Origin of the sequence: Neorhizobium sp. IRS_2294 (genome assembly GCF_050500145.1) — a bacterium.
GTDB classification, from domain to species: domain Bacteria; phylum Pseudomonadota; class Alphaproteobacteria; order Rhizobiales; family Rhizobiaceae; genus Neorhizobium; species Neorhizobium soli.
The window spans coordinates 3431342-3458121 of sequence record NZ_CP191439.1 but is presented as its reverse complement, the minus strand read 5'-3'; the positions used below and the strand labels follow the sequence as shown (position 1 = coordinate 3458121).

Sequence of the window (26780 nt, the reverse complement as noted above, 5' to 3'; positions counted from 1 at the left end):
ATATCGATCTTCAATTTCCCGCACTTTCCATCCGCCGTGTCGTCAAGACCCTCTCCAGCCAGCCGAGCTGCATCTCGGGCACGGATTTGAGGAGAAGGTCGGTATAGTCGTCGAACGGAGGCGACAGCGCCTGAGATTTCGGGCCGAAGCGGACGAGTTTGCCGCGATGCATGACGGCGACCGAGTCGGCGATTGCCTTCACGATGGCGATGTCATGGGTGATGAACAGATAAGACAGCTGCTGTTCTTCCTGCAGCTTCGTCAGCAGCTTCAGGATCCCTTCCGCCACCAGCGGATCGAGCGCCGATGTGGGTTCGTCGCATAGGATGAGCTCGGGCCTTGCGGCAAGGGCGCGGGCAATTGCCACGCGCTGCTTCTGGCCGCCGGAAAGCTCAGCCGGATAGCGATCGATAAAGCCGGTGCCCATCTCGATCTGGTCGAGCAGTTCCTTGACGCGTGCGGTCTTGGCCGAGCCACGCAGGCCGTCATAGAAGGTCAGCGGACGGCCGATGATGTCGCGCACCGTCTGGCGCGGGTTCATGGCCGTATCGGCCATCTGGTAGATCAGCTGGATGCGGCGCAGGTCGTCTCTCGGCCGGCTTTTCAGCAACGGCGTCAGCGGCCGGCCCTCGAAGGTGATCGCGCCGCTGCTAGGCGCCAACAGGCCGGTGATGACGCGCGCCAGCGTCGACTTACCCGAGCCGGATTCGCCGACGACCGCAAGCGTCTGGCCCTTGCACAGATGCAGGGAAACATCGTGCAGCACCTTGAACCCGTTCGAATACTGGGCGCTGACATGATCGACCCTGAGAACCGCTTCGGTCTGGTCAACTGCCTCCTCGCGGGCTGCCTGGCGCACATTGACCAGCGCACGGGTGTAATCCTGTCTCGGTGCCTCGATGATCTCCTGCACGGGACCGTATTCGACCATCTTGCCGTGGCGCAGCACCATGATGTCGTCGGAGATCTGCGCGACGACGGCCAGATCGTGGGTGATGTAGAGCGCTGCCGTATCGGTTTCCTCGATCGCGTGCTTGATCGCCGCGAGAACGTCGATCTGGGTCGTCACGTCGAGCGCGGTCGTCGGTTCGTCGAACACGATCAGGTCGGGTTTGGAGCAAAGCGCCATCGCCGTCATGGCGCGTTGCAACTGGCCGCCGGAAACCTGGTGCGGAAAGCGATCGCCGAAAGTTTCGGGGTTCGGCAGACCGAGAACCTGGAACAGGTAGAGAGCGCGCTCGCGAGCATCTTCCTTGCTCATTAGGCGATGCTTGACAGTCGCCTCGATAACCTGGTCGCCGAGCTTGTGGGCGGGGTTGAATGCGGCGGCTGCCGATTGCGCCACGTAGCAGACACGGGCACCGCGCAGCTTGCGGATGCCGCCCTTGCCAAGAGGCAGGATGTCGATGCCGTCGAGTTTCACTTCGCCGCCGGTGATTTCAGCACCGCCGCGGCCATAGGCGAGCGCCGCGAGCCCGATCGTCGACTTGCCGGCACCGGATTCGCCGATCAGGCCCAGAACCTTGCCCTTGGCGAGATCGAACGAGACGTCGTCGACGATGGTGATCCGCTTTGGCGGCTCGCCGGGCGGATAGCTTGTCGCCTCGATCTTGAGGTTGCGGACGGAGAGGAGATGAGATTGAGCTTCATGCATCGCCGCGGCCTCCCTTCAGGCTGGAGGTTCGCTTCAGGAGCCAGTCGACCACGAGGTTGACGCAGACGGCGAGGGCCGCAATCGCGGTTCCAGGCACTAGGGCTGCGGGAATGCCGAAGATGATGCCGTCCTTGTTGTCCTTCACCATGCCGCCCCAGTCGGCGGTCGGCGGCTGGATGCCGAGCCCAAGGAAGGAGAGGGTGGAGAGAAATAGGATCGCAAACGCGAAACGCAGGCCGAATTCGGCCAGCAGCGGCGAGAGCGTATTGGGCAGAATTTCGCGAAAGATGATCCAGATCTTGCCTTCACCGCGGAGCTTCGCCGCTTCCACGAATTCCATCACGGCGACATCCAGCGCCACGGCCCGGCCAAGCCGGTAGACGCGGGTGGAATCAAGGATCGCCATCACCAGGATCAGCACGATCAGGTGTTGCGGCAGAACGGCCAGCACCACGAGCGCGAAGATTAGCGTCGGAATCGACATCATCAGGTCGTTGAAGCGGGAAAACACCGTATCGACGAGGCCACCTGAAACGGCGGCGGTAAAGCTCAGGATGATCCCGAGCGAAAAGGAAATCACGGTTGCCGCCAAAGCGACAATCAGCGTCGTGCGCGCACCGAAGATCAGGCGCGAGAGGATATCGCGGCCGAGATTGTCGAGGCCGAAGAAGAATTGCGCATCGGCCTCCTGCCAGACATTGCCGACGACTTCGGTCTCGCCGTAAGGGGAAATCCAGGGCGCGAACAGGGCGCAGAAGAGTGCGAGCGCGATACCGAACAGGCCGACCCAGGCGGTGATGGGGATTTCTCTCAATCTCATCGTGGATGCCTCAGACGGGGGTTGGCGATGATCGCGAGAATGTCCGCCAACATGTTGAGGAGGATGTAGACGGCCGCGAAGATCAGGCCGCAGGCCTGGACGACCGGCATGTCGCGCACCGTCACAGCATCGACCATGTACTGACCCATGCCGGGATAGACGAACACGACCTCGACCACCACGACGCCAACGACGAGGTAGGCGAGGTTCAAGGCGACGACATTGATGATTGGGGCGAGCGCATTGGGCGCCGCATGCTTGACGATCGCGCGCCAGCCGGACAGGCCCTTGAGCTCTGCGGTTTCCATATAGGCCGACGACATGACGGAGAGGATCGCCGCCCGCGTCATGCGCATCATATGGGCGAGCACGACGAGAACGAGTGTCGCGGTCGGCAGGGCGATCGTCTGGAGGCGCTCCAGAAAGCCCATGCCCTGATAAACGGTGGCCGGAAAGGTGGCGATGCCGAAATTGACGGCGAAATAGAGGATCAGCAGGTAGCCGACGAAGAATTCCGGAAGCGAGATGGCCGCAAGCGAGATCACGTTGATGATCTTGTCCGGAATGCGATCCCGGAAATGCACCGAGAGCATGCCGAGACAGATTGCCAGCGGCACGGCGATGACGGCCGCAAAGGCAGCGAGGAAAAGCGAATTGCCCAACCGGTTGCCGACCTGTTCGGAGACAGAATTGCGGCTTGCCCAGGATGTGCCGAAATCACCTTGCAGGACGCCGCCCAGCCAGTCGAAATAGCGGGTGACAAGGGGCCGGTCGAGGCCGAGTTCGGCGGTGATGTTGGCAACAGCTTCCGGTGTCGCCGACTGGCCGAGATAGGTGGAGGCGAAATCGCCGGGCAGCGCTTCGACGCCGCCGAAAATCAGAGCCGACACTGCCAGAAGCAGGATCAGCGAAAGCACCATGCGCTGGGCGATAATGCTCAGCAGCGGAAAGCGCTCTCTCAAGCTGCGGGCCGGCGAGCCGCCAGCCTCTGTGGAATTGGACATGTGGCGCGATCCCGTATCCGAAATGAAGGGTTCAGACCGCAGGTTTTCCTGCGGTCCATATTCATCGGCGGGGCTGGACAAGCCCCTGTCGGGTATCAGGCGTCGAGCCAGACGCGTGTCGCGACATAGCCGTTCGACATGTCGTTGCCGATGTCCTTGACGTAACCCTGAAGCTTCTTCGACGCCGCATTCACGAAGTCGTTGAACATCGGCAGGATCGTGCCGCCTTCATCGCGCACCAGCACCGCCATCTCGCGGTACATTTCACGGCGTTTGGCTTCATCCAGTTCGCCGCGGGCGGTGATCAGCAGCTTGTCGAACTTCTCGTTCTTGAAGCGGGTGTCGTTCCAGTCTGCAGACGACAGATAGGCGCCGGAATAGAACTGGTCCTGCGTGGCGCGGCTGCCCCAGTAGGAGGCCGAGAACGGCTGCACGTTCCAGACGTTCGACCAGTAGCCGTCACCCGGCTCGCGCTTGATCTCGATGTCGATACCGGCCTTCTTCGCGCTCTGCTGGAAGAGAACCGACGCATCGACAGCGCCCGGGAAGGCAACTTCCGACGTGCGCAGAAGCACCGAGCCGCTATGGCCTGACTTCTTGAAGTGGAACTTCGCCTTGTCCGGATCGTAGGAGCGTTGCTCGATGCCCTCGGGGAAGAGCGCATAGGTGTCGTTGATCGGGAAGTCGTTGCCGACCTTGCCGTAGCCACCGAGGATGCGCTTGACCATTTCCTCGCGGTCGATGGACAGTTTCAGGGCCATGCGCAGATCGTTGTTGTCGAACGGCGCCTTGTCGCAATGCATGATGAAAACGTAGTGGCCGCCACCGGACGTGGTCAGAAGCTGCACCGTCGGGGCGCGCGTCAGAAGCGGCACGGTCTTTGGATCGACGCGGTTGATGAACTGCACCTGGCCGGACGACAAGGCCGCGATACGGGCGGTTGCGTCGTTCATGGTGATGATTTCGACCGTTTCGACATAACCGCGGTCGGAACGCCAGTCGCTGGTGTTCTTCTCGAAGGTCATGCGAACGCCGGGCTCGAAGCTCTTGACCTTGTAGGCACCGGTGCCGATGCCGGCATTCGGCGCGTCGACACCGCCGTTCGGCTGGATGACGAGATGGTAGTCGGTGAAGATCGCGGGAAGGTCGGCATTGCCGCTGTCGAGCGTCACGACCAGATCGCCGCTCTTGTTTTCGATCGACTTGATGGATTTCAGAACGCCGGCTGCACCGGATTCGGTCTTGCTATCGCTGTGGCGCTTCAGGGTCGCGACCACGTCGTCCGTGGTCATCTCCTTGCCGTCGTGGAACTGCACGCCCTTGCGGATCTTGAAGGTCCAGGTCTTGGCGTCGGGTGATGGCGACCAGGATTCGGCAAGCGATGGAACCGGCGCGCGGGTTTCAGGATGGGTTTCGACCAGCGTGTCGCCCCAGGTGCGGACCGCGGTGAACATCACCTGCGAGGTCGCCTTGGCGGGATCGATGCTGTCGGTGGCTGCGCCGCCCTCGAGGCCGAGCTTTAGGTTGCCGCCCTTCTTGGGGGCCTGCGCAGAGGCGCTGGTTGCGTAGAGCTGGCTTGCTGCAGCCAGCGTCACGCCCGCTGCCATGGCGCGGCCCATGAATTCGCGGCGGTTCATGCCACCGGTGGTGACCCGGCCGGCAAGGTATTTCGTAATGTCGTTCATTTCCCTGTTCCCTTTTATTCGATGCAGTTTTCTGCGTTCGTAGTCTGCGCTGTCTCGCCGGGTTTCCTCTTCCACAGCGGTTTGCGCATTATTCCGTCGATCGTGGGAAATGGTTCGGTTGCGGCCGACATAACTTCCTTTCTGATGCAGTCCCCGGCTCTTATCGTGCGAGCTCTATGCCTCGGGAAATAGTCTGCTTAGCGATCGAAGGCCCGTTGAGGCGTGATGGAGATTACGGTCGCGTTGCCGCGTGGGTGAGCCTTCGCTACGACATTAAGTGCCTTCGATGCGACACATTTAGCAACCCCCCATGGGTTGCGAAAATTAGGCGCCTGTCGAAAGGGATGCAAATCCTGCTAATCGCGCGCTATCGCATGGAAAAACGTGCCGGTCACCCTTCCCCGGAAACCGCCCGACGGACCTATTTCGTCGCCTCGACCATCTGCAATCATAGCGAGAGGTTGGTCGGTTCCGGCTTCGATCACTCGAGCATAATGGAATTCGTGGCCCCGCACCACGTCGCCTATTTTACCAATGGCACTTTCTCTCATCAGGCGCGCCTGGCGGTAGCCAAGGTTCATCTTACGCTTGGAAAAGCTCGTGGAATGGGAAAGCAGGCCGGTCATGGTGTGGCTGACGCCGTCGGCATCCTCCAGCCTTTCGCCAAGCACCATGTAACCACCGCATTCGCCGTGAACGGGCTTGGTCTGCGAGAAGGTCTTCAGCCCCGTCTTGAACCTGTCAGCCGCTGCAAGCCGCCCCGCGTGCAGTTCGGGATAACCGCCGGGCAGCCAGCAGACGTCGCAGTCTGCCGGCGGTGCCTCGTCGGCAAGCGGCGAGAAGCGGATGATCTCCGCCCCCATCGCCTGCCATTCCCGCTTGATATGCGGGTAGAGAAAGGTGAACGCGGCGTCCTCGGCGAGAGCGATCCGCTGGCCGGGCGGCGGTAATGCCTTTTCGGTCGTCCCGGAGGGGATATCGAAGGGACGCGCCGCCACGAAAATCGCGTCGAGATCCAGCGACTGTTCCATTGCATCGGCCAGCCGGTCGATATGGGCGTCCATCTGCGGATGTTCGCTTGCCTGCACGAGGCCGAGATGGCGTTCGGGCAGGGTCAGGGTCGGATCGCGCAAAATCGTGCCGACAACGGTAAGCCCGATCGCGGAGATGGCGTCGCCGGAGAGCTTTCTGTGGCGCTCGCTTCCGGCCCGGTTGAGCACGCAGGCCGCCATTTTCACGGTCGGATCATAATGCATGAAACCGCAGGCGACGGCCGCCGCCGTCTGGCTCTGGCCTGATACGTCGAGCACCAGCAGAACCGGCAGACCGAACAGGCGGGCGAGATCCGATGCTGCACCTGAGCGACCGGGTTCGCCTAGAATGCCGTCGAAAAGACCCATGGCGCTTTCGATCAGAATCAGGTCCGCATCCTCTGCCTGGCCGCGTGCCAGATGCCGCAGAAGATCGGGGGCCATGGCCCAGCTGTCGAGATTGAGCCCGGGCAGGCGGGTTGCCGCTTCGTGGAAACCCGGATCGATATAATCAGGCCCGGTCTTGATGCCGCGCACCTTGATGCCCCGCCGCTGGAAGGCGCGCAACAGGCCGATGGTGACGCTGGTCTTGCCGGAGCCGGAGCGCGGTGCGCCGATGATCAGGGCGCGGGCCGTCATGATGCAGGTCCCGAAAGGACGGCCTGCATATCGACGATCCTGCCGATCACGATCAGCGCCGGCGCCTGGAAATCCTGGCGCTGCACTTCTGCTTCAACGGTTGCAAGCGTCGCAGTCATCGACCTCTCCTGGGGTGTGGTTGCCGCCATCAGAACCGCGACGGGTGTATCGCCTGCCAATCCGCCCTCCATCAGAAGCCGCGCGATCGTGCCGATCGTGCTTACACCCATATAGACGACGATCGGTTCGCCCGTCTTTGCCAAAGCTTTCCAGTCGAGATCGCCAGGCGTGCCGGCGGCATGTCCGGTTGCAAGCGTGATCGAGCGGCTGATGCCGCGCATCGTCGCCGGAATGTTGGCACAGGCGAGTGCCGCAAGGGCAGAGGTCATGCCGGGCAGAATCCGGAAGGGGATATCCGCCTTCACCAGCGCTTCCGCCTCTTCGCCGCCGCGCCCAAAGATAAACGGGTCGCCGCCCTTCAGGCGCAACACGCGTTTGCCTGTTCTCGCGAGTTCGATCAGCCGTGCGGTGATATCGTCCTGCGCGACCGAAGGTTTGCCGCCGCGCTTGCCGACGAAGATCATGTCGCTTGTCTGCGCCAACGCGAGGACGGCGTCTGAGACCAGCGCGTCATGTACGATCACGTCGGCCTTTTGCAGCGCATCGGCGACTTCCAGCGTCAGATAGCGCGGATGACCGGGGCCGGAGCCGGCCAGCCAGACATGGCCGGGCTCGAATTCCGGTGCTTCGACGATGGTTTCGATCAACTCATTCATTGGCATGGAGTGCAAACCTTTTGCCGGCCGGTGAAGGCCGGGCTATAGAAACGACCATGGAAGCCGCCATCGATATTGACAGCAAGACCCTGCGACGTGGCTGGACCACGGGAACCTGCGCTGCGGCGGCCACGAAGGCTGCCTGTCTGGCGCTGATGACAGGCGAATTTCCGGCGCTGGTGGAGGTGACCCTGCCCGGCGGCCAACGGCCGGGTTTTGCGCTGGCCATCGAAGAGGTGGGCGAGGGTTTCGCCAAGGCTGGCATCATCAAGGATGCCGGCGACGACCCAGATGTCACCCATGGCGCGCTGATCATCAGCACGGTGCGGTGCGGCGCGGCGAAAAGCGGCATCACGTTCAGGGCAGGACCTGGCGTCGGTACGGTGACGCGGCCCGGTCTGCCGCTGCCACCCGGCGAACCCTCGATCAACCCGGTGCCACGGCAGATGATTGCGCAGGCGATAACAGAGGTTGCCGGCGAGGGCGCCGATTTCGAGGTGGAGATTTCGGTGCCCGACGGTGAGAAGATCGCCGAGAAGACGCTTAACGGCCGGCTCGGCATTGTCGGCGGAATATCGATCCTCGGTACGACCGGGATCGTCATTCCGTATTCGTGCTCGGCCTGGATCCATTCCATCTGGCGCGGCATCGATGTGGCGCGCGCGGCCGGCCTCGATCATATTTCCGGCGCCACCGGCAATACGTCCGAAAAGGCGGCGCAGGCCTATCATGGCCTTTCCGACGTCGCGCTGATCGACATGGGCGATTTCGTCGGCGGCATGCTGAAATATATCCGCAGCCATCCGGTGCCGAAGGTAACCGTTGCCGGCGGCGTCGCCAAGATGACCAAGCTCGCCCAGGGCATGCTCGACGTGCATTCCAAGCGCGGGCTTGCCGATCTCGAAGCGCTTGCCAAGGTGGCGGAAGACGCTGGCGCCGATGCCGATCTCGTTGCGCGGATCATCGCTGCAAACACTGTCGCGCAGGCGTTCGAGATGGCTGGCGCGCGTGGTCTGAAGCTCGGTGACCGCATTGCCGCGCTTGCCTGGAAGACCGCCGCAAAGTCGCTCGGCGACCCTAAGATCGCGCTGGAGATCCTGGTGTTCGACCGGCACGGGCAGCTTGCCGGACGAACGGAATTCACGCCGTCCGATCATTCCGGGTCCTTAGCCGCAGAGAGCTGATCCCAGCCGGGGCGGAAACGCCGTACATAGTCTGCATTGTATAGCTGGCTCTCGACGAAATCATTCGCTCCCAGTCCTTTGCCGACGAAGATCAGCGCGGTGCGTTCTGCCGGCTCTGCGGCCAGCTTCGCTGCAATATCGGCAAGCGTGCCGGTGATGATGCGCTCCTCCGGCCACGAGGCACGTACGACGATCGCCACCGGGCAGTCTGGACCGTAAATCGGCATCAGCTCCTCGACGATCCTGTCGAGTGCATGGATAGCGAGATGGATAGCAAGCGTTGCACCTGTCGCACCAAAAGCTTTCAGCGTTTCTCCCTCGGGCATTTTCGAGGCGCGGCCGGAGACGCGTGTGAGGACGAGGCTTTGCGCGACCTCGGGAATTGTCAGCTCCCGCCGCAACGCGGCCGCGGCGGCGGCAAACGAGGGAACGCCGGGGGTCAGGGTATAGTCGATGCCGTGCTTTTCCAGCCGGCGGATCTGTTCGGCCACGGCGCTCCAGACCGAAAGATCGCCTGAATGCAGGCGGGCTATATCCTTGCCGGCCTGGTGAGCGGCAACATATTCGGCCTCGATATCGTCAAGCGACAGGGAGCCGGTATCGATTATCCGTGCATCGGCCGGGCAATAGTCCAGCAGTTCCTTCGGCATGATCGAGCCTGCATAGAGGCAGACGGGCGAGCGGCTGAGGATATCGCGGCCACGGACGGTGATGAGATCCGCGGCACCGGGGCCGGCGCCGATGAAGTGGACGGTCATGGATAGTCTTTCGTTTGCGCCAAGGCGCAGGTGGCGCCCTGGGATATCAGCCGGGGCACGATGATTTCGGACCATTCTCCCGCAGCCGCGAGCGCCGCACCCTCGGACAGGCTGGATGACGGCGTCTGGGCCAAGCTGTGGCGGGAAACGGTCTTGGTCCGTGGCTCGGCGTCCAGCAAGGCTTGGTCGCTGACGATGTGGAGGGGAATTCCCAGCGTTTCGGCCAGCTGCAGGATGCCCGGTTCCTGCCGCTTGATCTCTCCGGTGGCGAGTGCCCCAATCGATCCCCTGACGATACCGGCCTCGGTGCAGGCCGCATCCAGCGCGGACAGAAGGTCTGCTCGCGTGGTGCCCTTGCGGCAACCCAAACCGGCGACGATCATGGTTCTGTTCCTTTTGTCCAAGTCCACTGCGTGACGGGCATGGCCGGTTTCCAGCCCTGCATCGACCCGACGGGCGAGGCGCGCGAGACGTCCATGCGGATGAGGCTGCCGCCGAGCGTTGCTTTTGCGGTCAGCAGCACGGCTTCCATTTCCAGCGTCACGGCGTTGGCAACGAGCCTGCCGCGCGGCTTGAGTACTGCGACGGCTGCATCGAAGACGCCCGGTTCGCTGCCGCCGCCGCCGATGAAGATCGCATCCGGTGGGGGGAGGCCATGGAGCGCCGACGGTGCCTCGCCCTCGACCACGACGAGGCCCGGAACGCCGAAGCTTGAGGCGTTGCGTCTGATACGGGCGACCCGCTCGGGATGCATTTCAATGGCGATCGCCTTCATCGCCGGATCGGCCAGCATCCATTCGATGCCGATCGAGCCGGATCCAGCGCCGATATCCCAGAGCAGCTCGCCGCGCCGGGGCGAAAGCGCTGATAGCGTCAAGGCGCGGATCTCGCGTTTGGTGATCTGACCGTCATGCTCGAACAGGGCATCATCGAGGCCGAAGCCCAGCGGCAGAATGTGAGCCGGACCGTCCGAGGCAACGTCGATCGCGACGACGTTCAGCACGTTGATATCCTGCAATGCAAATCCGTCCGCCTGCACCACGCGGATTCGCTCCGCTTGGCCACCAAGCGCTTCGAGCACAGTCAGCTGCGACTTCCCGAAACCGCTCTCCGTCACGAGAGCCGCCAGTTCGGCGGGGCCCCGCTCATCCGAGGTCAGCGCGATCACGCGCCGGCCTGGGTGCAGAAGCGGGCGGATGAGATCCAGAGGACGGCCATGCAGCGAGACCGTCTCGATCTCCTGCAGCGGCCAGCCGAGACGCGATGCTGCGAGCGAAAATGCAGACGAGGACGGATAGGCGATGAATTCATCCGCCGGGACATGGCGTGACAGCGTTGCACCGACGCCGAACAGGAAGGGATCGCCGGAGGCAAGCACACAGACGTTGCGTCCACGCAGCGCGACGACATCGCGCATCGCTGGATCGAAGGGCGTCGGCCATGGCCGCGCTTCGCCAGTGATGAGGGGTGCGGCGAGCTCCAGATGTCGCCTTCCGCCGAAAACAACGGCGGCGGCGGCGATCGCGTCGCGGGCATTATCGCCGAGACCGTTCACGCCATCCTCGCCGATGCCGACGATGGACAGCCAGCGGCTTTGGTTTAAAGCTCTCATCTCTGATTCAGGAGGCAACTTGACTTACTCCATCCTCATTCTGGGCGGCACGACCGAGGCAAAGGCGCTCGCCGGCCGGTTGGCGATCGACCCGGAATACCAGGTCCTCGTTTCGCTTGCCGGCCGCACCAAGGCGCCGGCTGAACAGCCGGTGCCGGTGCGTATCGGCGGGTTCGGCGGTGCTGTCGGCCTCGATGCCTTTATCCGTGAGCAGGGCGTGGATCTGCTGATCGACGCGACGCATCCGTTCGCGGCGCAGATTTCGCGCAATGCCGCTGAAGCCGCGGCGTCGTCGGGTGTAGAGATCCTGGCTTTGCGCCGTCCCGCCTGGTTGCGTCAGGACGGCGATCGCTGGCAGGAGGTCGGCAGTATCCAGGCCGCGGTCGCAGCGCTCGACATTGCGTCGCGCAAGGTTTTCCTGACGCTCGGCCGACAGGAACTGCTGCTGTTCGAGGTGAGGAAACAGCATCGATACCTGGTGCGCAGCGTCGATCCGGTCGATCCGCCGCTGGACCTGCCGGATGTGACCTACATCACTGCCCGTGGGCCGTTTTCCGAGGGTGACGAGATCCGGCTGCTCGAGGAGCACGGCATCGACCTGATCGTCTCGAAAAACAGTGGCGGTCGCGCCAGTGTGGCCAAGATCAGCGCTGCACGGCGCCTCGGAATCGACGTCATCCTGATCGAACGGCCCGAGCTGCCGGATGTGCCGTCTGCCACAAGCGTGGACGTGCTGGTCGACCGGGTGCGTCACTGGACGCTCTCCCGCAGGAAACGCGGCGAATAGACGATCGGTCGGTTGCCGGTTCTTTCGATCAGCTTGGTCTCTGTCGTGCCGACGATCACGCAGGTCGCCATGTCGGCCATGTCGCCCTGAGCTTCCGCCAAGGGCACGATCCGGATCGCCTCGTCAGGCCGGCCGGCGGCGCGGCCGAAGATCACCGGCACCGTGCCCGGCAGGTTGGCGCGCAGGATCTCGAAGGCTTCATCCAGCTGATGCGGCCGCGCCTTGCTGATCGGATTGTAAAAGGCCATGACGAAGCCGGCCGTTGCCGCGGCGACGAGACGCTTTTCGATGATGGCCCAGGGTTTCAGGTTGTTCGACAGCGAAATCGCGCAGAAATCATGGCCGAGAGGTGCTCCAGCCTTTGCCGCAACCGCCAGCATGGCGGTGACGCCTGGCACGATGGAAAGATCGATATCGCGCCATTCTGCCGGACCTTCGTCGATCGCTTCACAGACGGCTGCCGCCATCGCGAAGACGCCGGGATCTCCACCCGAGACGACGCAGACTTTGCCGCCTCTCGCTGCCATGTCGATCGCCGCCTTGGCGCGTGCCAGCTCCTCGCGATTGTCAGAGGCATGGCGGCGCTGGTCCGGTCGCAGGTTCAGCCTGTCGATATAGGGAAAGTAGCCGAAGAAATCGGTTGCCGACGCAACCGCCGACAGTGCTTCCGGGGTGATCTGGTCCGGACTTCCGGGGCCAAGCCCGACGACCGTCAGCGATCCCGTCATTCTGCCGCTCCATGATCGGGCCCCGGACGATTGGTCCATCCGGGAACGAGCACGAGGGAGAAATAGGGCGCCGGGCTTTCGTCGCGGGTTTCCAGCCGCTCCGAGGCGCCGTTGGCCATGGTGCCGCGTTCGACATAGAGCGCGCCTGAAAGCTTGCCGACTGCGGCCAGCGCCCGGCGGATCTTCGGCAGGTTGCGCCCGACCTTCATGATCACGGCGCCATCGGTATCGGAGAGACGCTCGATTAGTTTTTCTTCAGACAGCGTGCCGGGAAGCACGCTCAGGATATCGTCTCCCTGCACCAAGGGCAGGCCGGTCATCGACCAGCAGCCGGACATCGCGGTGACGCCGGCAATTACATCCACCTCGTAGCGATCCTTCAGCCGGACATGCAGATGCATATAGGACCCGTAAAACAGCGGGTCGCCTTCGCTCAGAACGGCGACGGTCTTTCCGGCATCGAGATAAGCTGCCACTTCTTCGGCCGACCGATCGAAGAAATCGTTGATCGGCGTCTTGTAGTCGGCTTCGTCCTTGTGGGTCTCGACCGTGACCGGATAGACCAGCGGCAGCTCGATCGTGCCGGGGCGGACATGTGCGTCGACGATGGTGCGGCCATTGCCGGAGGAGCCCTTCTTGCAGAAGAAAGCGAGCACATCCGCTTCATGGATTGCACGCACGGCCTTCAGCGTCATCAGTTCCGGGTCGCCTGGGCCGGTGCCGACGCCGATCAGCTTTCCCTTTGTACTCTTGGGGTTCAAAGGCCTGTCCTCGCCAGCGCGTTGACGGCGGCCGCCGTCATGGCCGAGCCGCCCATGCGGCCGCGCACCACGGCATAGGGAATGCCATGAGCCGATTCCATCAGGGCTTCCTTGGATTCGGCCGCACCCACGAATCCGACCGGCATGCCGATGATTGCGGCCGGGCGCGGGGCGCCGGCATCCAGCAGTTCCAGCAGGTGAAACAGGGCTGTCGGTGCATTGCCGATGGCGACCACCGAACCTTCCATCGCGTCCCAGAGATCCAGTGCCGCTGCCGATCGCGTGTTGCCGATTGTTTTGGCCAGTTCGACCGTGCGGCTGTCACGCAACGTGCAGATAACCTCGTTATCGGCCGGAAGCCTTGCCCGGGTTATCCCCTGCGCCACCATGAACGCGTCGCAATAGATAGGCTTGCCGGCCAACAGCGCATTGCGGGCTGCAGAAACGAAGTCGTCGGAGAAGCGGAAATGTTCGGCCGCCTCGACCAGGCCGCAGGCGTGGATCATGCGGACCGCGACATCCGCCTGCTCTTCCGAAAATGCGGAAAGGTCGGCTTCCTCGCGGATGATCGCAAAGGACTTCAGATAGATCGCATCGCCTTCGTGGATATAGTCGTAACTGGTCATGGTCATCCTGGTATGGCCGCCTGGCAAAGCCGGTCCGGACCGATCCGGGCAAGGCAGGCAGCGGAATTTTCCCCGGATCGCCGTTCCGATCGAACGAGAGCGGCAAGGCGGCGAAGCGTGGCGTTGGTATCGGCAAACGCGATGGAAGCAAAGGGTTGGCCGCTCGCTTTCGCCGAGGCAACCAGAGAAACGTGATCCGGCATGCCGCACAGCGTCAGTGCCGTTGCCTGCGGATGGGCGCAGCCCTTGGGGCAGCCGCTCACATGCAGCTTGAACGAGCCGTCCAGCAGATCGCCGCATTCTGTGGCAGCGCGCGTGGCAATCTCGTGGGTGGCAATGGCGCCGGACCGGCAGGCCGGGCGTCCGGTGCAGGCAGCGATATGACCGCGCGGATCGGCATCCGACGTCACGAAACCGGTGTCTGCGGCAAAAGCCGTCAGTGTTCGGCACGCGGTCTCGCTGCCGAAAAAGAGGAGCGAATGATCGAGCGCCGGTTTGACGGTGCGAATGTCCAGGCGTGTGGCTTCCGTGCAGAGGGCAATCAGGTTTTCGGCATGGGTCTGGCCGAATGCCGGGCCTAGGCCGGTCGCGAACGTGCCGTTTGAAAGGGCATGCAGCGTGAAGGGGGAGATGGTTGCGGCAGTAAAATCGTTGGCAGGTAGACCTGAAGCGAGGTCACGACCCCGGGCCTCGCTTCCAAGCGAGGCGAGCTTTTCGAGAAGAGAGACGGTCGCCTCGACGGCCTGTGTTTCAGGCAAAACATTGAAAACGCGCGCGGAAGCTTCAGTGCCGCCGAGCAGGATCTTCCAAAGGATTTCGCCATCCGCTTCCACCGCGACCAGCCTGATATCGGCGATCAACCCGGAAAGCGTCAGGCGACCCGCACCATCGACGATGACAGACGTCTTTGGCGCAAGGCCTTTGATGTCACGGGCGCCGTGGCTGATGGCGTCTGCCAGCGGGCGCGGATCGGCGATGTTGGTTGCGTCCTCACCGGCAAGCGGCGGCACTTCGACGGCAAGGCCGTCGCGCAGCGGCAGATCCATGGCCCGCACCTCGGCCTCGAGCTGCGGCGCAGAGGCTTCGCTGAGGCCCCGGATCTGGAGGTTGCCGCGTGCGGAAATGTCGATCATGCCGTTGCCGTGACGCATTGCCAGACGGCAGAGATCTGCCAGTTGCCCCGGCGCAATTGCATCGGTCAGCGGCACACGCGCAAGCAGGCCGTCGCCCGTCATCATCGGCGCAGACAGGGCAGGGCAGGCGCCGCGTCTCATGTCCGGTTCGGCTGGGTCGCGTGCGAGTGCTGTCATGCGACCAGCCTTTCGCAGTCGTCTGCCAGCATTTCCAACTCGGCATCCACCGCGTTGCGGCGCGGATGCCAGAGACCGCGATCGAGCGCCGCGCGGAACCGCAGGCCCATGTAGCGGGCGCCTTCGGGGTTCTGGGACAGCAGGAAGTCGCGCACTTTCTCGTCACCCAGATAGGCGTCATAGGTCGCGTCGATCAGCGATTGCGGAACGGCGTGGGTGGTCTCGGCAAAGCCGATCAGCCGGTCGACGGTTTCGACCAGTTCGGCCGCACCGCGGGGTCCGTGGCGCATCTGGCCGGCGATGAAGCGCGGGTTGACGGCACGGGCGCGCACGACGCGGGTCAGGGCCTCGGAAATGGAGCGGGCTTTCGGCTTCTGCGGATCGGTCGTGTCGAGCGCGATCACATCTGCCTTGCCGCCGAGCGCCGCGACGGCCGCCGAAAAGCCGCCGATGAAGGCAACGTCGGCGGAGCCGTCGAGAAGATCGCGGCCGGGATCATCGCCGGTATGGACAAGCAGGTCGGCCGTACCGATTCGCTCGGCAAACCCGCCGGGAACGTGAATGCCATCGCCATCGGCACCGCCGAACGCGTGGCTGGTGGCATCGAGATAGAGACGGCCGAGTTCCTCGCGTTCGCCCCAGCTGCCATCGGCAAGCTTTTCCTCGATGCCGGAACCGTAGGTGCCGGGCGCCGAGCCGAAGATGCGCGGGGGCACATGGCCGAGCGTCTGTGCGTCTTCTGCCAGCGGATTGTCGCCCGGGGCTTCCTCGCGCGCGGCAATCGCCCGCATGGCGGCATCGAGAAGCGCGATCAGTGCCGGAAACATGTCGCGGAACAGGCCTGAAATCCGAAGGCTGACGTCGATGCGCGGGCGTCCAAGCGTTGCCGGCGCCAGAACCTCGATGCCGGTGACGCGGCCGGTCGCGGCGTCTTGGACGGGTCTGGCACCCATCAGCGCCAGAACCTGCGCCACTTCCTCGCCGCCGCTTCGCAGCGAAGCGCTGCCCCAGAGATCGAAGACGAGGCTTTTCGGCCAGTCGCCATGGTCCTGCAGGTATCGGCGCAAAATCTCGTCGGCGGCGCGCTTGCCCAGTTCGAACGCGGTCGGGGTCGGCAGGGTGCGCGGATCGCTGGCGTAGAGATTGCGGCCGGTCGGCATCACGTCGCGGCGGCCCCGTGCCGGGGCTCCCGACGGTCCGGGGCGAATATGCCGGCCATCGAGAGCATCGAGCAGCGCCTGCATTTCGGTTCTGGCACTGGCGATCCGCAGCGGATCGTCGTCACCGTCGGCGATTTCGCCGAACACGTGCTGGCCGTCCTTGATGGCGAAGTCCTTGAGATCGCAGAGAAACGCGTCGATGCGGCTGAGCGCCGTGTCGGGGTCGTCATCCCCGGTTATGTCGGCTTCGGATGCCAGTCCACAGTCGCTCGCGGTCTCGACGATCAGTTTCGCCAGCCGGTCGCGGCGGCGCCTGTCCAACCCGTCCGCCTGCGCATATTCGTCGACCAGCAGCTCGAGTTTCGTGTGCTCGTCCGAAAGGCCTGCGCCTGTCAGAACCGGCGGCAGGTGGCCGATGGTAACTGCGGAAATGCGCCGCTTGGCAACCGCCGCCTCGCCGGGATTGGACACGATAAACGGATAGATGACCGGCAGGCCGCCGGTCACGAGCTCCGGAAAGCAGTCTTTCGACAGCGCCACGGTCTTTCCCGGCAGCCATTCCAGCGTGCCATGGGCGCCGACATGAACGATCGCATGGGCACCCACGGCATCACGCATCCACTGACCGAAGGCGTTGAGGGCGTGCCGCGGCGGCAGGTCGGGGCTGTGATAGTCAGTGCGCCGGTCGGCATCGCGGCCACGGTCCGGGGCAAGCGCCACCGTGACGTTGCCGAATTGCGCGGCGCGGAAACGGTAGGCGCCGTCTTCCAGATCCGCATCCATCGCCGGTTCGCCCCAGGCTGCTTCGATTCCGGCTTCGGGGCTGTAGGTGGCAAGCGGATATTGCGCTGTCCTGGCGGCAAGGAGATCCAGAAGCGCGCGCGGGGTTTGCGGAATATCGGAAATCGAATAGCCGGCTGTCGATAGCGTTCTGAGGATAGTCAGAACGCTTTGCGGCACATCGAGGCCAACGGCATAACCGGTGCGGCCCGGCGCACTCGGATAATCCGGCATCAGGATGACCAGTTTCCGCTCGGCGCGGGAAACGGTCTTCATGGCCAGGAAGGCGGCGATCCGGTCTGCGACGTGTTCGATCCGGTCCGGTTCTGGCTGGTTGACGAGATCGGCCGTCTTGTCGCCGGCCTTGAACGAGATCGCGCCGGCAAGGATACGGCCATCCAGTTCCGGCAGCACGACATGCATGGCAAGGTCGGAAGGGTTGAGGCCGCGGCGGCCTTCCGCCCATCCGTCGCGTCGTGTCGTTGCGGTGACCAGCTGGAATACGGGAATCCCTGAGCGGTCGAAAATCGTGTCGCCGTTGTCGTAAGTCGCACTTGCAAAGGCGGTCGTGGTGAGAATGGCGGCCGGATCGAGCTCTGCGATCGCCTGTTCGACAAAGCCGATGGTTTCTGTATCCTTCAAGCCGCCGACGAACATCGGCATCGGTGCGAAGCCGCGGGCAGCCAGTGCCTCATACATCGCGTTGATCGGTGCCGCATCATTGGCAAGCAACGTGGAGCGATAGAACAGGATCGGCAGCCGCTGCGCATCGGGCGGGAAACCAGCAGTAAGCTCATCGGCGGTCGAGATGCCGTGGCCGGGCTTGTAGAAGCCCCGCTTCGGCATCGGCGTCGCGGTCTGCAAGCTTTGCGTATCGCCGCTTGCCAGCGCATCCAGCCGGCGCGCCAGAAGCTGCATATTGTCCGGCCCGCCTTCGCGGAAGAAGGCGAGAACGTCCATCAGCGTCGCATCGGGCACGGTGGAGGCAGCGGCCAGGCGGTCGTCGCTGATGCTGCATTCGCCCGGCAGCATCGCGAGCGGGATCTTCTTGCGCTTCGCCAGCCGCGACAGCTGATCGGCGCCGTAGGCCCAGCGATCATAGCCGCCGAGAATGCGTACGAGGATAAAGCGCGCATGGGCTGCGGTCTTTTCGAGCCACAGGTCGACGGACATCGGATGGCGCAGGTCGGAGATATTGGTGAGGCAGAGGCTCGCCTTGCCATCGCTCCAACCCGCTGCAATGCCGTTCAGGTCGCTGCCGGAAAAAGACAGCACCACCACATCTGCCGGCGACTGGTTGAGGTCGACCGGCTCGATCAGGTCGTCGAGCGACGACGAGGTGGTGGCGAGAATATGCATCCTTTTCCTTCTAAAACCCTCTTACGCCGCCAGCATCTTTTCGATCGCCGCACGGTCCATGCCCTTTTCGCCGATCACGACGAGGCGGCTCTGTCGGGTCTCGCCTGCACCCCAGGCGCGGTCGAAATAATGGTTCACGCGCGAACCGACCGCCTGCACCTGAAGGCGCATCGGCTTGTTCGCAACGTCGACAAAACCCTTGATGCGCAACACGTTTTCCGCCTCCGCTGTGGCCGAAATGCGGGCAGCGAGTTCGTCCGCATCGGCAACGGCTGGAATATCGATGACGAAACTGTCGAAATCGTCGTGATCGTGGTCAAGCTCGTCGTCATGATGGGTCTTGCGGTTTTCGATATCATCCTCGACGGCAAGGCCGAGACCGATCAGTACGCTCGGATCAACGGCGCCGTTTGCGGCGGGCACGATCTTGACGGCCCGCGGCAGATGCGCCTGGACGCGGCCCTTGGCGGCGGCAAGCGACGCCTGGTCGAGAAGGTCGGTCTTGGTCAGCACGATCATGTCGGCGCAGGCGATCTGGTCCTCGAACACTTCCTCGACCGGGTCGTCGTGGTCGATCGAGCTATCCTGGCTGCGCTGCGCTTCCAGTGCCTCGTGATCGTCGGCAACGCGGCCTTGGGCGAGCGCCAGACCATCCACCACGGCAATGACGGCATCGACGGTGACGCGGGCCTTCACATCCGGCCACTGGAAGGCCTGGACGAGAGGCTTCGGCAGGGCAAGGCCGGAGGTTTCGATGAGGATGTGGTCCACGCGCGGTTCGCGGGCCAGGATCTGGTCGATCGCCGGAACGAAATCATCGGCGACGGTGCAGCAGATGCAGCCGTTGGCAAGTTCGATGATGTTGTCATCAGGGCAGCTTTCGATGCCGCAGCTCTTCAACACGTCGCCATCGATGCCGACATCGCCGAACTCGTTGACGATGATCGCGAGCTGCTTGCCCTTGAGGTTTTCGATCAGGTGACGGATCAGCGTCGTCTTGCCGGCACCGAGAAACCCGGTGATCACGGTGCAGGGAACGCGGTCGAATGAAACGCTCATGAAGGCAGGTCCTCGTGGTGCTGGAATGGTGGAATGCGGGCCGTCATGCCCTTGCCGCGAAGGCACATGGGGCGGCCGCGAAGGGGAAGTAAACCGCGCTCGTCGTCAGCCAGCATCATCGCGCCGACCAAGATGTCCTCGACCGTGTCGAGCGACAGATGACCAAAGACATAGGACCAGCCGGAGCGATGGTTGAAGGCAGCACTTGGGCCTTTTTCGCAGTTGGCAAGGCAGGTGACGGGTTTGACGGAAAGCGGCTTGCCGGCGGCAGCCTCGCGAAGGGCGTCCATCAGGACGATGCCCGGGCGCGCTTCGCTGTCGGATGCCTCGCGACAATTGGTGCAGACGAAAATCGTCACATCCGGCTCGCCGGCAAGGCCGTCTGCGGCCGCGTCGCGCTCGTCTTTTCGTTCGTCAATCACCATCGTGTCGCACTACCGCCCAAGTCAATAACATCGGGGTGCACGACAGGAAGGCAAGCCTATCCTGCAGAGTGAAAGAAGCTTTTCCGGAGCACCCCGCCCGGAAAGGCACGTTTTCGAACGGCAGGTCTCCTGGCTCGCGGGTCGTCACCATCCGCCTGCCTTCCCGGATTTCTCCAGTGGCCATAGTGGCAGGATGGCTCGCCGCTTACAGTTGCGGGGGCAGCCGCGGCATTGAACCATGGAATCTTAAAGACGATCCCGGGTTCGCACCGCATTCTCTCTTAGCCCCTACCGTTGCCGGCAAGGGACCGTATCGCAGTCACCTAAGCCTTGTCGCAGGGCAGTGTCAATGTTGCAAAGCCGATTGCCCGTCTGGGGAAACCGTCTATAGTGATCACGTCTTTGGTGCCCGAGAGGGCTCATCGAAGGGAATGCGGTGCGACGATATCTTGACGTCAAACCCGCGGCTGCCCCCGCAACTGTAAGCGGAAAGTCTCTGCTCAACATGCCACTGGAGACATCCGGGAAGGCGGGTCAGAGGCGTTCGATCCGCGAGCCAGGAGACCTGCCGGAGACGATAGGCACAGTGAAAGCCCTCGGGTGGAGGGCAGAAAGACGACGTCCATGGTTACGAACTCTGCTGCCGGTGCAGCCAGCGTTTCCGCATCGAAAATCATTCCTCTTGGCATGACAGCCATACTCGGCCTGTTCATCGTCGGCTTTGTCGGCTTTTCGCATATCGAGGCTGTGCACAATGCGGCTCACGATACGCGCCACTCGCTGGCCTTTCCCTGCCACTAAGAGGAATTCCTTAAATGTCGCTGTTTCGAAACATCGTCCTCACGGCGGTGATCGCAGGGCTTTTGTCCGGGCTCCTGATGACCGTGATGCAAAGCTTTTCCGTCGTGCCGCTTATTCTCGCAGCGGAGACCTATGAACACGCCGGCGGCAACGGCGCTGGACATAGCCATGGCACAGCTCCGGATACGGCCGCAGGCACTGCAGCACCGGCTTCCGCTGCGCACGATCACGCCGAAGAGGCATGGGCGCCGGCCGACGGGCTCGAGCGCTTTGCCTACACTGCAGCGGCCAATGCTCTGTCGGCAATCGGTTTTGCGCTGGTTGCCATCGCCATCGCCGAAGCACTCGGCGGGTTTGGCGGGTGGCGCGGCGGGTTGATGTTCGGCATTGCCGGGTTCCTCACCGTCAGTCTTGCACCCGGCCTCGGTCTGCCGCCGGAACTTCCGGGCATGCCCGTCGCTGAGCTCGGCCCGCGCCAGATCTGGTGGATTGCGACAGCCGTCTGCACTGCCCTGGCCCTTGGCCTGCTTGCCTATACCCGTTCCGCCCTTCTTGCGGCTTTGGCGGTCGTCCTGCTCGTTGCTCCGCACATCATCGGCGCACCGCTGCCGCCGAGCCATGACACCGCGGTGCCGATGGACCTGCATGCGCGGTTCGTCAATGCCGTCTACGCAACGAACCTCGTCTTCTGGGCCGTTCTCGGCGCGCTTTCCGGCGTCCTCCGCGAGCGTTTTCGTGCTGGTGAGGAAATTTCGACCACGTCCAAGGAGCTTGCAGTCCGTTGAAGGAAATCGATCAGACCACCGAGCAGCGCCACCGCGCCAAGATGGAGAACCGCAAGGCGGTTCAGGATGCCGAAGTCGCGGAAAAGACCGTCGAGAAGGGTCTCCTCATGGTTCATACCGGCTCCGGCAAGGGCAAATCGACGGCGGCCTTCGGGCTGGCTTTGCGCACGCTTGGCCACAACCGCCGTGTCGGCATCGTGCAGTTCATCAAGGGCGCATGGTCGACCGGCGAGCAGCCGGCGCTTGCGGTGTTCGGCGACCGCGTCGCCTGGCACACGATGGGCGAGGGCTTTACCTGGGAAACCCAGGATCTCAAACGCGACATCGCCGCTGCCGAGAAGGCCTGGGGCATGGCACTCGAACTAATGGCCGACGAAACGATCGGCCTCGTCATTCTCGACGAACTCAATATCGCCCTGCGCTACGATTATCTCGATCTCGACACGGTCGTCGCCCAGTTACAGGCGCGCCGGGCGGATCTGCACGTGGTCGTCACCGGCCGGAACGCCAAGCCGGCGCTGATCGAGGCGGCGGATCTGGTGACCGAGATGACGCTGGTCAAGCATCACTTCAAGGCCGGCGTCAAAGCCCAGGCCGGCATCGAGTTCTGACGGGTGGTGGCTCGCGCTCTCATGTTTCAGGGGACCGGCTCGGATGTGGGCAAGTCGCTGGTCGTTGCCGGGCTTGCCCGCGTCTTCACACTGCGGGGCTTGAGTGTCCTGCCCTTCAAGCCGCAGAACATGTCCAACAATGCCGCGGTCACCGCCGATGGCGGCGAAATCGGCCGGGCGCAGGCACTGCAGGCAAGGGCGGCTGGCGTGCCGCTCAGCGTCCATATGAATCCGGTTCTCTTGAAGCCCCAGAGCGAGGTCGGCGCCCAGGTGGTGGTGCAGGGCAGGGTCGAGGGCAATGCCAAGGCGGCCGAGTACCAGCTTTTGAAGCCGAGGCTGCTTTCGCGGGTGCTGGAAAGCTTCGAGATCCTCAAAGCCCGGGCAGACCTCGTCCTCGTCGAAGGGGCGGGCAGCGCATCCGAAATCAACCTTCGCCAGAACGATATCGCCAATATGGGTTTTGCCCGCGCTGCCGATGTGCCGGTGGTTCTGATCGGCGATATCGACCGGGGCGGCGTGATTGCGAGCCTTGCCGGCACCAAACTCGTCATCGATGCTGAGGATGCTGACATGATCCACGGCTTTATCGTCAACCGTTTTCGCGGCGATCCCGCCTTGTTTGCCGAGGGCATGCGGATGATCGGTTCGTTTACCGGCTGGCAATCGATCGGACTGTTGCCGCATTTCGCCGATGCAGCACTTCTGCCGGCAGAAGATGCGCTCGGCCTTACCCAGTCGTTTGCGCGCAAGCCCGACGCGAAACTGCGCATCGCGGTGCCGATCCTGCCGCATATTTCCAATTTCGACGATCTCGATCCGCTGGAAGCGGAGCCGGATGTCGAGCTCATCCGTGTCAGGCGCGGCGAGGCTATCCCTGGAGACTGCGATCTCGTGCTGCTGGTCGGCTCGAAGGCGACGATCGCGGATCTGGCTGCGCTTAGGGAGGCCGGCTTCGATACCGATATCGCAGCTCACTACAGGCGCGGCGGGCGCGTTCTCGGGCTGTGCGGCGGGTACCAGATGCTCGGCAGACGGATATCGGATCCGGAGGGATCGGAGGGCCCTCCCGGTTCGGCGGAAGGGCTGGGGCTTCTCGATGTCGAAACCGTGCTGTCGGCGTCAAAGCGGCTGGAGGCTGTCGAGGGTGTCAGCTCCGACGGGATATCCTTTGCCGGCTACGAAATGCATACGGGTCATACCACCGGCGCCGACTGTTCACGTCCGTTTTCGAGCATTGCCGGCACTTCGGAAGGTGCGTCGTCTCGGGATGGCAGGGTGGTCGGCACCTATGTGCACGGATTGTTTTGCGACGATCGCCAGCGTTCGGCCTGGCTGTCGCGTCTCGGCGGTACGGTGTCCGGCCTGAATTACGAAGCGAATGTCGATGCCATTCTCGATCGCCTTGCCGCGCATATGGAGCAGCATCTCGATATCGACGGACTGCTCAAAATTGCCAGATGAGCAGCGCCAGTATGCCGAACAGGCCGATCAGCAGCGCATCCGCCACGCGCGCAAGCTTGAGGGCGCGGGTGATATCGTCGAAATTCAGGTTGGTCCGGTTGCCCTCTCCCATGTAGCGGGCTTCGAGCATCTGGCCGCCGTAACTGCGGGGGCCCGCGAGCGCGATGCCAAGCGCGCCCGCCATCGCCGCTTCCGGCCAGCCGGCATTCGGCGAACGATGATGCTTGGCGTCCCGGCGGATCGCACGTATGGCATCGCGGGGCGAGGCGTCCTTGACGAAGACAGCGGCCAAAACGAACAGCGCCGCCGTCAGCCGCGACGCTGGCAGATTGATCAGGTCGTCGAACCGGGCCGCAGCCCAGCCGAACGCTTCATGACGCGGAGACCGGTGGCCGATCATGCTGTCGGCGGTATTGCCAGCCTTGTAGGCCGCGCCGCTGGCGAGGCCGCCGATGCCGAGCCAGAAGGCAGGGGCGACGACGCCATCGGAAAAATTCTCGGCCAGGCTTTCGATCGCCGCGCGGCAAACCGCGGCGTCATCGAGCTTTTCCGGATCGCGGCCGACAATCATCGAGACGGCCTTGCGTCCGGCGTCGAGCCCGTTGTAGCGCAAGGCGGTTGCCACGGCTTCCACGTGAGTCTCAAGACTCTTCTGGGCAGGCAGGCTGGCTGCTGCAAGAACGAGAAGGATCGGTCCCAAGGGCAAAAGCATGAGGATGGCCGCAATCGCCAGTGCAGCAGCGACGGTGCAGCCGACCAGGACGATGAGCGCGAGAATGCCCATGCGTTTGCGGCTGGCGAAATCATCGCCCTCGCGGTTCCATCGACTGTCGAGTGCCGATATCAGCCGGCCGATCCAGGTGACAGGATGGCCGATGCGTTTGAACAGCCAGTCCGGATAGCCGACGATGCGCTCGGTGATCAGTGCGAAGAATGCGAGAAGGAACATGACGTTGGCGATCTCTGATTTGGGCAGTCCGATACAGCATGGCGGCAACCTTGCCATGGCGCGTGCGCTGTTTCCTTGGGCACCCGAGCCGTGGATCGATCTATCGACCGGCATCAACCCGCATTCCTATCCGCATACGCCGATCCCCGGCAATGTTTTTGCACGTCTGCCGGAGCCTTCATCGCTACAGGGGCTGAAAGCGGCGGCGGCTGAGGCGTATCGGGCTCCGTCAGCCGCTCATATCGCGGCTGGGCCGGGCACGCAGATCCTGCTGCCGATCATCGCCGGCCTTGTCGGAGGGGACGGAAAGGCAGCTATTCTATCGCCCACCTATGCGGAACATGCGCGTGCCGCGACAATGGCGGGCTTCGAGGTTCTCGAGACGGATGATCTCGACGAGCTCGCGACCGCCAGTCTCGCCGTCATCGTCAACCCGAACAATCCGACCGGCAGGATCGTGTCGACAGATGACATCCTGGCGCTGGCAAAGATTATGGCCGCGAAGGGCGGCCTGCTCGTCGTCGATGAAGCTTTTATGGATGTGTCGGAAGCGCAAAGTGTTGCCGGCGCTGTCGGCGAGGGCGGGCTGATCGTGTTGCGCTCCTTCGGCAAGTTCTATGGCATGGCCGGCCTGCGGCTGGGATTTGCGATCGGCCATCCCGATATCACCGTGAAGATCGAGGAGAGGCTCGGGCCCTGGGCGGTCTCCGGTCCGGCTCTGCATGTGGCATCCGAAGCGCTGGCCGATGCCGATTGGCAGGCCGCGATGCGAACCAGGCTCGGCGCGGACGCTGCAAGGCTGGACGCAGCTCTGTCCGCTGTCGGCATTCCGGTCTTCGGCGGCACGTCATTGTTTCGTTTCATACGGGATCATCGTGCCCAGGCTTTGTTCCAGCATCTCGGCGAAAACGGGATCATCACGCGCCGCTTCCAAGAGCGTCCGGACGATCTACGGCTGGGGCTGCCTGAGGAGAAGGACTGGTCGCGGCTGGAAGGTGTCCTCGGACGCTTTTAGCCGCCGAACCGGTCTCGCCAGGCCGGTTGGGCGTTAGCGTTTGGCAGCGCGGTCGCCTCGAACACACCGCGCGCAACGGCTCTAGCTGTCACGAGGGTCGCGAGGTGGCAGAGTTCGGCGAAGGCGCCCATGTCGTCCATCGGGATCTTTCCGGTCGCGGCTGCAAAGATCGTGTCGCCGTCTCCAGGCAGATGCGCGGGCAAGACGGCGCGTGCCAGTCCGTCATGGGCCATGATCGACAGCCTGTGTGCCTGTGCCTTGGTCAGTACAGCATCGGTGACGATTACACCGATCGTGGTTGCCTTCAACGTCACGCCCTTCATCCGCAGGGCCGTGTGGTCGTCTGTGAATGTCGCGGGAAGGCCGAGACCACCGAACTCGTCATCCTGCTCGAACGGTGCCGACCAGAAATGCTTGCTATCACCGACCGTTGCGGCGCCCATGGCGTTGACGGCCATAAGGACGCCAATCGTGTGCCCGGACGACGTCTTCGCGCTTGCCGAACCGATGCCGCCCTTGACGGTCGCGGTCGTGGCGCCGGTTCCGGCCCCAACCGTGCCGAGAGCGAATACGCCTTTCTGCGCGGCGCAGAAGGCGTCGTAGCCCATGTCGCGATAGGGCGAATGGAGACCCCAGTCCTTGTTGCCGCCGTTCAGAAGATCCATGAGGATCGCCTGCGGCACGATCGGCACCTTGGCAGACCCGACGGGAAAACCGCGGCCGATCTGGCGCAGGCCCGCCTGCACCCCGCCGGCTGCGTCCAGCCCAAAGGCCGAGCCGCCTGAGAGAACGAAGGCATCGACTGTCTGCACCGTCATGGACGGGTCGAGAAGGGCTGTATCGCGCCCGCCCGGTGCGCCGCCGAGAACCGAGCCGGAAGCGACTGCCGGCTCGTCGAAGATGATTGCGGTGACGCCTGAGCCAAGCTGCAGATCGGTCGCGTGGCCAACGGCCACGCCTTCGATATCGGTAAGAAGGTTCAATGGCGCCACCATGCGAA

At 63.4% G+C, this 26780-nt stretch carries 25 protein-coding genes and 2 riboswitches; of the genes, 7 read left to right on the top strand and 18 right to left on the bottom strand.

From position 1 onward, the window contains the following. Nucleotides 1-10: 10 nt before the first annotated feature. From ACQY1K_RS16645 to cobA, 6 genes are all read right to left on the bottom strand, one after another. The gene (locus ACQY1K_RS16645) at nucleotides 11-1654 is read right to left on the bottom strand and encodes an ABC transporter ATP-binding protein (RefSeq protein WP_430257903.1); all 1644 of its coding nucleotides are present in this window, start codon (nucleotides 1652-1654) and stop codon (nucleotides 11-13) included. Then, nucleotides 1647-2474: an ABC transporter permease gene (locus ACQY1K_RS16640; protein ID WP_062463545.1), complete on the bottom strand. Its 828-nt coding sequence runs from the start codon at nucleotides 2472-2474 to the stop codon at nucleotides 1647-1649. Before ACQY1K_RS16640 ends, ACQY1K_RS16645 begins: the two co-directional genes overlap by 8 nt. Next, nucleotides 2471-3478, bottom strand: coding sequence for an ABC transporter permease (locus tag ACQY1K_RS16635; protein ID WP_062463661.1), 1008 nt, complete (start codon nucleotides 3476-3478; stop codon nucleotides 2471-2473). The genes ACQY1K_RS16640 and ACQY1K_RS16635 overlap by 4 nt, the downstream gene beginning before the upstream one ends. Nucleotides 3479-3573: 95 nt before the next feature. After that, nucleotides 3574-5163 (bottom strand): ABC transporter substrate-binding protein, encoded by a 1590-nt coding sequence (locus ACQY1K_RS16630; RefSeq protein WP_062463547.1) that lies wholly within the window; start codon nucleotides 5161-5163, stop codon nucleotides 3574-3576. Between the two features lie 356 nt (nucleotides 5164-5519). Next, entirely contained in the window at nucleotides 5520-6833 is a 1314-nt protein-coding gene (locus ACQY1K_RS16625; protein ID WP_430257901.1) for a cobyrinate a,c-diamide synthase, read from the bottom strand. Further along, nucleotides 6830-7615 carry a uroporphyrinogen-III C-methyltransferase gene (cobA, locus tag ACQY1K_RS16620; protein WP_430257899.1) on the bottom strand — a complete coding sequence of 262 codons (786 nt, stop codon included), beginning with the start codon at nucleotides 7613-7615 and terminating at the stop codon, nucleotides 6830-6832. Before cobA ends, ACQY1K_RS16625 begins: the two co-directional genes overlap by 4 nt. Before the next feature lie 62 nt (nucleotides 7616-7677). Between cobA and ACQY1K_RS16615 the strand changes: the two genes are divergently transcribed. Continuing rightward, on the top strand, nucleotides 7678-8793 hold the full coding sequence (locus ACQY1K_RS16615; RefSeq protein ID WP_184655652.1) for a cobalt-precorrin-5B (C(1))-methyltransferase: 1116 nt from the start codon (nucleotides 7678-7680) through the stop codon (nucleotides 8791-8793). Here the strand turns inward: ACQY1K_RS16615 and cobM are convergent. Genes cobM through cbiE form a run of 3 tightly spaced genes read right to left on the bottom strand, consistent with a single transcriptional unit; the run spans nucleotide 8763 to nucleotide 11163 of the window. Beyond that, nucleotides 8763-9551 (bottom strand): precorrin-4 C(11)-methyltransferase, encoded by a 789-nt coding sequence (cobM, locus tag ACQY1K_RS16610; protein ID WP_184655616.1) that lies wholly within the window; start codon nucleotides 9549-9551, stop codon nucleotides 8763-8765. The genes ACQY1K_RS16615 and cobM overlap by 31 nt on opposite strands. Next, nucleotides 9548-9934 (bottom strand): cobalamin biosynthesis protein, encoded by a 387-nt coding sequence (locus ACQY1K_RS16605; protein WP_430257898.1) that lies wholly within the window; start codon nucleotides 9932-9934, stop codon nucleotides 9548-9550. The genes cobM and ACQY1K_RS16605 overlap by 4 nt, the downstream gene beginning before the upstream one ends. Then, nucleotides 9931-11163: a precorrin-6y C5,15-methyltransferase (decarboxylating) subunit CbiE gene (gene cbiE, locus ACQY1K_RS16600; protein WP_430257897.1), complete on the bottom strand. Its 1233-nt coding sequence runs from the start codon at nucleotides 11161-11163 to the stop codon at nucleotides 9931-9933. Before cbiE ends, ACQY1K_RS16605 begins: the two co-directional genes overlap by 4 nt. A gap of 19 nt (nucleotides 11164-11182) precedes the next feature. On the opposite strand from cbiE, the gene ACQY1K_RS16595 reads away from it, so the two are divergent. After that, nucleotides 11183-11950, top strand: coding sequence for a cobalt-precorrin-6A reductase (locus tag ACQY1K_RS16595; protein ID WP_430257896.1), 768 nt, complete (start codon nucleotides 11183-11185; stop codon nucleotides 11948-11950). Here the strand turns inward: ACQY1K_RS16595 and ACQY1K_RS16590 are convergent. Genes ACQY1K_RS16590 through ACQY1K_RS16560 form a run of 7 tightly spaced genes read right to left on the bottom strand, consistent with a single transcriptional unit; the run spans nucleotide 11914 to nucleotide 20158 of the window. Beyond that, nucleotides 11914-12678: a precorrin-3B C(17)-methyltransferase gene (locus ACQY1K_RS16590; protein ID WP_192088363.1), complete on the bottom strand. Its 765-nt coding sequence runs from the start codon at nucleotides 12676-12678 to the stop codon at nucleotides 11914-11916. The two genes, ACQY1K_RS16595 and ACQY1K_RS16590, sit on opposite strands and share 37 nt — an antisense overlap. Further along, on the bottom strand, nucleotides 12675-13439 hold the full coding sequence (locus tag ACQY1K_RS16585; RefSeq protein WP_430257895.1) for a precorrin-2 C(20)-methyltransferase: 765 nt from the start codon (nucleotides 13437-13439) through the stop codon (nucleotides 12675-12677). The genes ACQY1K_RS16590 and ACQY1K_RS16585 overlap by 4 nt, the downstream gene beginning before the upstream one ends. Then, nucleotides 13436-14065 carry a precorrin-8X methylmutase gene (locus tag ACQY1K_RS16580; RefSeq protein WP_430259055.1) on the bottom strand — a complete coding sequence of 210 codons (630 nt, stop codon included), beginning with the start codon at nucleotides 14063-14065 and terminating at the stop codon, nucleotides 13436-13438. The genes ACQY1K_RS16585 and ACQY1K_RS16580 overlap by 4 nt, the downstream gene beginning before the upstream one ends. A gap of 2 nt (nucleotides 14066-14067) precedes the next feature. Beyond that, nucleotides 14068-15375 (bottom strand): precorrin-3B synthase, encoded by a 1308-nt coding sequence (gene cobG, locus ACQY1K_RS16575; protein ID WP_430257894.1) that lies wholly within the window; start codon nucleotides 15373-15375, stop codon nucleotides 14068-14070. After that, complete coding sequence (gene cobN / locus ACQY1K_RS16570; RefSeq protein WP_430257893.1) at nucleotides 15372-18674, bottom strand: cobaltochelatase subunit CobN; 3303 nt, start codon at nucleotides 18672-18674, stop codon at nucleotides 15372-15374. The genes cobG and cobN overlap by 4 nt, the downstream gene beginning before the upstream one ends. A gap of 21 nt (nucleotides 18675-18695) precedes the next feature. Further along, complete coding sequence (gene cobW / locus ACQY1K_RS16565) at nucleotides 18696-19733, bottom strand: cobalamin biosynthesis protein CobW (RefSeq protein WP_430257892.1); 1038 nt, start codon at nucleotides 19731-19733, stop codon at nucleotides 18696-18698. After that, a complete protein-coding gene (locus tag ACQY1K_RS16560) occupies nucleotides 19730-20158 on the bottom strand; it encodes a DUF1636 family protein (protein ID WP_062463591.1) in 429 nt (142 codons plus the stop codon). The genes cobW and ACQY1K_RS16560 overlap by 4 nt, the downstream gene beginning before the upstream one ends. A 102-nt stretch (nucleotides 20159-20260) precedes the next feature. Next, a riboswitch (cobalamin riboswitch) is annotated at nucleotides 20261-20487 on the bottom strand. A gap of 57 nt (nucleotides 20488-20544) precedes the next feature. Then, a riboswitch (cobalamin riboswitch) is annotated at nucleotides 20545-20745 on the top strand. Between the two features lie 37 nt (nucleotides 20746-20782). Here ACQY1K_RS16560 and ACQY1K_RS16555 point away from each other — a divergent pair. The 4 genes from ACQY1K_RS16555 to ACQY1K_RS16540 are packed head-to-tail and all read left to right on the top strand — an operon-like array spanning nucleotide 20783 to nucleotide 23816. Continuing rightward, entirely contained in the window at nucleotides 20783-20959 is a 177-nt protein-coding gene (locus tag ACQY1K_RS16555) for a CbtB domain-containing protein (RefSeq protein ID WP_062576923.1), read from the top strand. Between the two features lie 14 nt (nucleotides 20960-20973). Further along, a complete protein-coding gene (locus ACQY1K_RS16550; protein WP_430257891.1) occupies nucleotides 20974-21744 on the top strand; it encodes a CbtA family protein in 771 nt (256 codons plus the stop codon). Next, nucleotides 21741-22355, top strand: a complete 615-nt coding sequence (cobO, locus tag ACQY1K_RS16545; RefSeq protein WP_430257890.1) for a cob(I)yrinic acid a,c-diamide adenosyltransferase — start codon at nucleotides 21741-21743, stop codon at nucleotides 22353-22355. Before ACQY1K_RS16550 ends, cobO begins: the two co-directional genes overlap by 4 nt. A gap of 3 nt (nucleotides 22356-22358) precedes the next feature. Beyond that, the gene (locus ACQY1K_RS16540) at nucleotides 22359-23816 is read left to right on the top strand and encodes a cobyric acid synthase (protein WP_430257889.1); all 1458 of its coding nucleotides are present in this window, start codon (nucleotides 22359-22361) and stop codon (nucleotides 23814-23816) included. On the opposite strand, the gene cbiB is transcribed toward ACQY1K_RS16540, so the two are convergent. Beyond that, the gene (cbiB, locus tag ACQY1K_RS16535; RefSeq protein ID WP_430257888.1) at nucleotides 23800-24765 is read right to left on the bottom strand and encodes an adenosylcobinamide-phosphate synthase CbiB; all 966 of its coding nucleotides are present in this window, start codon (nucleotides 24763-24765) and stop codon (nucleotides 23800-23802) included. The two genes, ACQY1K_RS16540 and cbiB, sit on opposite strands and share 17 nt — an antisense overlap. A 55-nt stretch (nucleotides 24766-24820) precedes the next feature. Here cbiB and cobD point away from each other — a divergent pair, with 55 nt between their 5' ends. Beyond that, entirely contained in the window at nucleotides 24821-25780 is a 960-nt protein-coding gene (gene cobD / locus ACQY1K_RS16530) for a threonine-phosphate decarboxylase CobD (RefSeq protein ID WP_430259053.1), read from the top strand. Here the strand turns inward: cobD and ACQY1K_RS16525 are convergent. Beyond that, nucleotides 25777-26775, bottom strand: a complete 999-nt coding sequence (locus ACQY1K_RS16525) for a P1 family peptidase (protein WP_430259051.1) — start codon at nucleotides 26773-26775, stop codon at nucleotides 25777-25779. The genes cobD and ACQY1K_RS16525 overlap by 4 nt on opposite strands. Between the last annotated feature and the right edge of the window lie 5 nt (nucleotides 26776-26780).

Coding starts and splice junctions, on each gene's coding strand:
- ACQY1K_RS16580 (WP_430259055.1), bottom strand. CDS start 14,065: ATGACCAGTTACGACTATATCCACGAAGGCGATGCGATCTATCTGAAG.
- ACQY1K_RS16645 (WP_430257903.1), bottom strand. CDS start 1,654: ATGCATGAAGCTCAATCTCATCTCCTCTCCGTCCGCAACCTCAAGATC.
- cobG (WP_430257894.1), bottom strand. CDS start 15,375: ATGACAGCACTCGCACGCGACCCAGCCGAACCGGACATGAGACGCGGC.
- cobN (WP_430257893.1), bottom strand. CDS start 18,674: ATGCATATTCTCGCCACCACCTCGTCGTCGCTCGACGACCTGATCGAG.
- cbiB (WP_430257888.1), bottom strand. CDS start 24,765: ATGTTCCTTCTCGCATTCTTCGCACTGATCACCGAGCGCATCGTCGGC.
- ACQY1K_RS16560 (WP_062463591.1), bottom strand. CDS start 20,158: ATGGTGATTGACGAACGAAAAGACGAGCGCGACGCGGCCGCAGACGGC.
- ACQY1K_RS16525 (WP_430259051.1), bottom strand. CDS start 26,775: ATGGTGGCGCCATTGAACCTTCTTACCGATATCGAAGGCGTGGCCGTT.
- ACQY1K_RS16640 (WP_062463545.1), bottom strand. CDS start 2,474: ATGAGATTGAGAGAAATCCCCATCACCGCCTGGGTCGGCCTGTTCGGT.
- ACQY1K_RS16605 (WP_430257898.1), bottom strand. CDS start 9,934: ATGATCGTCGCCGGTTTGGGTTGCCGCAAGGGCACCACGCGAGCAGAC.
- cobA (WP_430257899.1), bottom strand. CDS start 7,615: ATGCCAATGAATGAGTTGATCGAAACCATCGTCGAAGCACCGGAATTC.
- ACQY1K_RS16635 (WP_062463661.1), bottom strand. CDS start 3,478: ATGTCCAATTCCACAGAGGCTGGCGGCTCGCCGGCCCGCAGCTTGAGA.
- ACQY1K_RS16555 (WP_062576923.1), top strand. CDS start 20,783: ATGGTTACGAACTCTGCTGCCGGTGCAGCCAGCGTTTCCGCATCGAAA.
- cobW (WP_430257892.1), bottom strand. CDS start 19,733: ATGAGCGTTTCATTCGACCGCGTTCCCTGCACCGTGATCACCGGGTTT.
- cbiE (WP_430257897.1), bottom strand. CDS start 11,163: ATGAGAGCTTTAAACCAAAGCCGCTGGCTGTCCATCGTCGGCATCGGC.
- ACQY1K_RS16550 (WP_430257891.1), top strand. CDS start 20,974: ATGTCGCTGTTTCGAAACATCGTCCTCACGGCGGTGATCGCAGGGCTT.
- ACQY1K_RS16630 (WP_062463547.1), bottom strand. CDS start 5,163: ATGAACGACATTACGAAATACCTTGCCGGCCGGGTCACCACCGGTGGC.
- ACQY1K_RS16590 (WP_192088363.1), bottom strand. CDS start 12,678: ATGACGGGATCGCTGACGGTCGTCGGGCTTGGCCCCGGAAGTCCGGAC.
- cobM (WP_184655616.1), bottom strand. CDS start 9,551: ATGACCGTCCACTTCATCGGCGCCGGCCCCGGTGCCGCGGATCTCATC.
- ACQY1K_RS16625 (WP_430257901.1), bottom strand. CDS start 6,833: ATGACGGCCCGCGCCCTGATCATCGGCGCACCGCGCTCCGGCTCCGGC.
- cobD (WP_430259053.1), top strand. CDS start 24,821: ATGGCGCGTGCGCTGTTTCCTTGGGCACCCGAGCCGTGGATCGATCTA.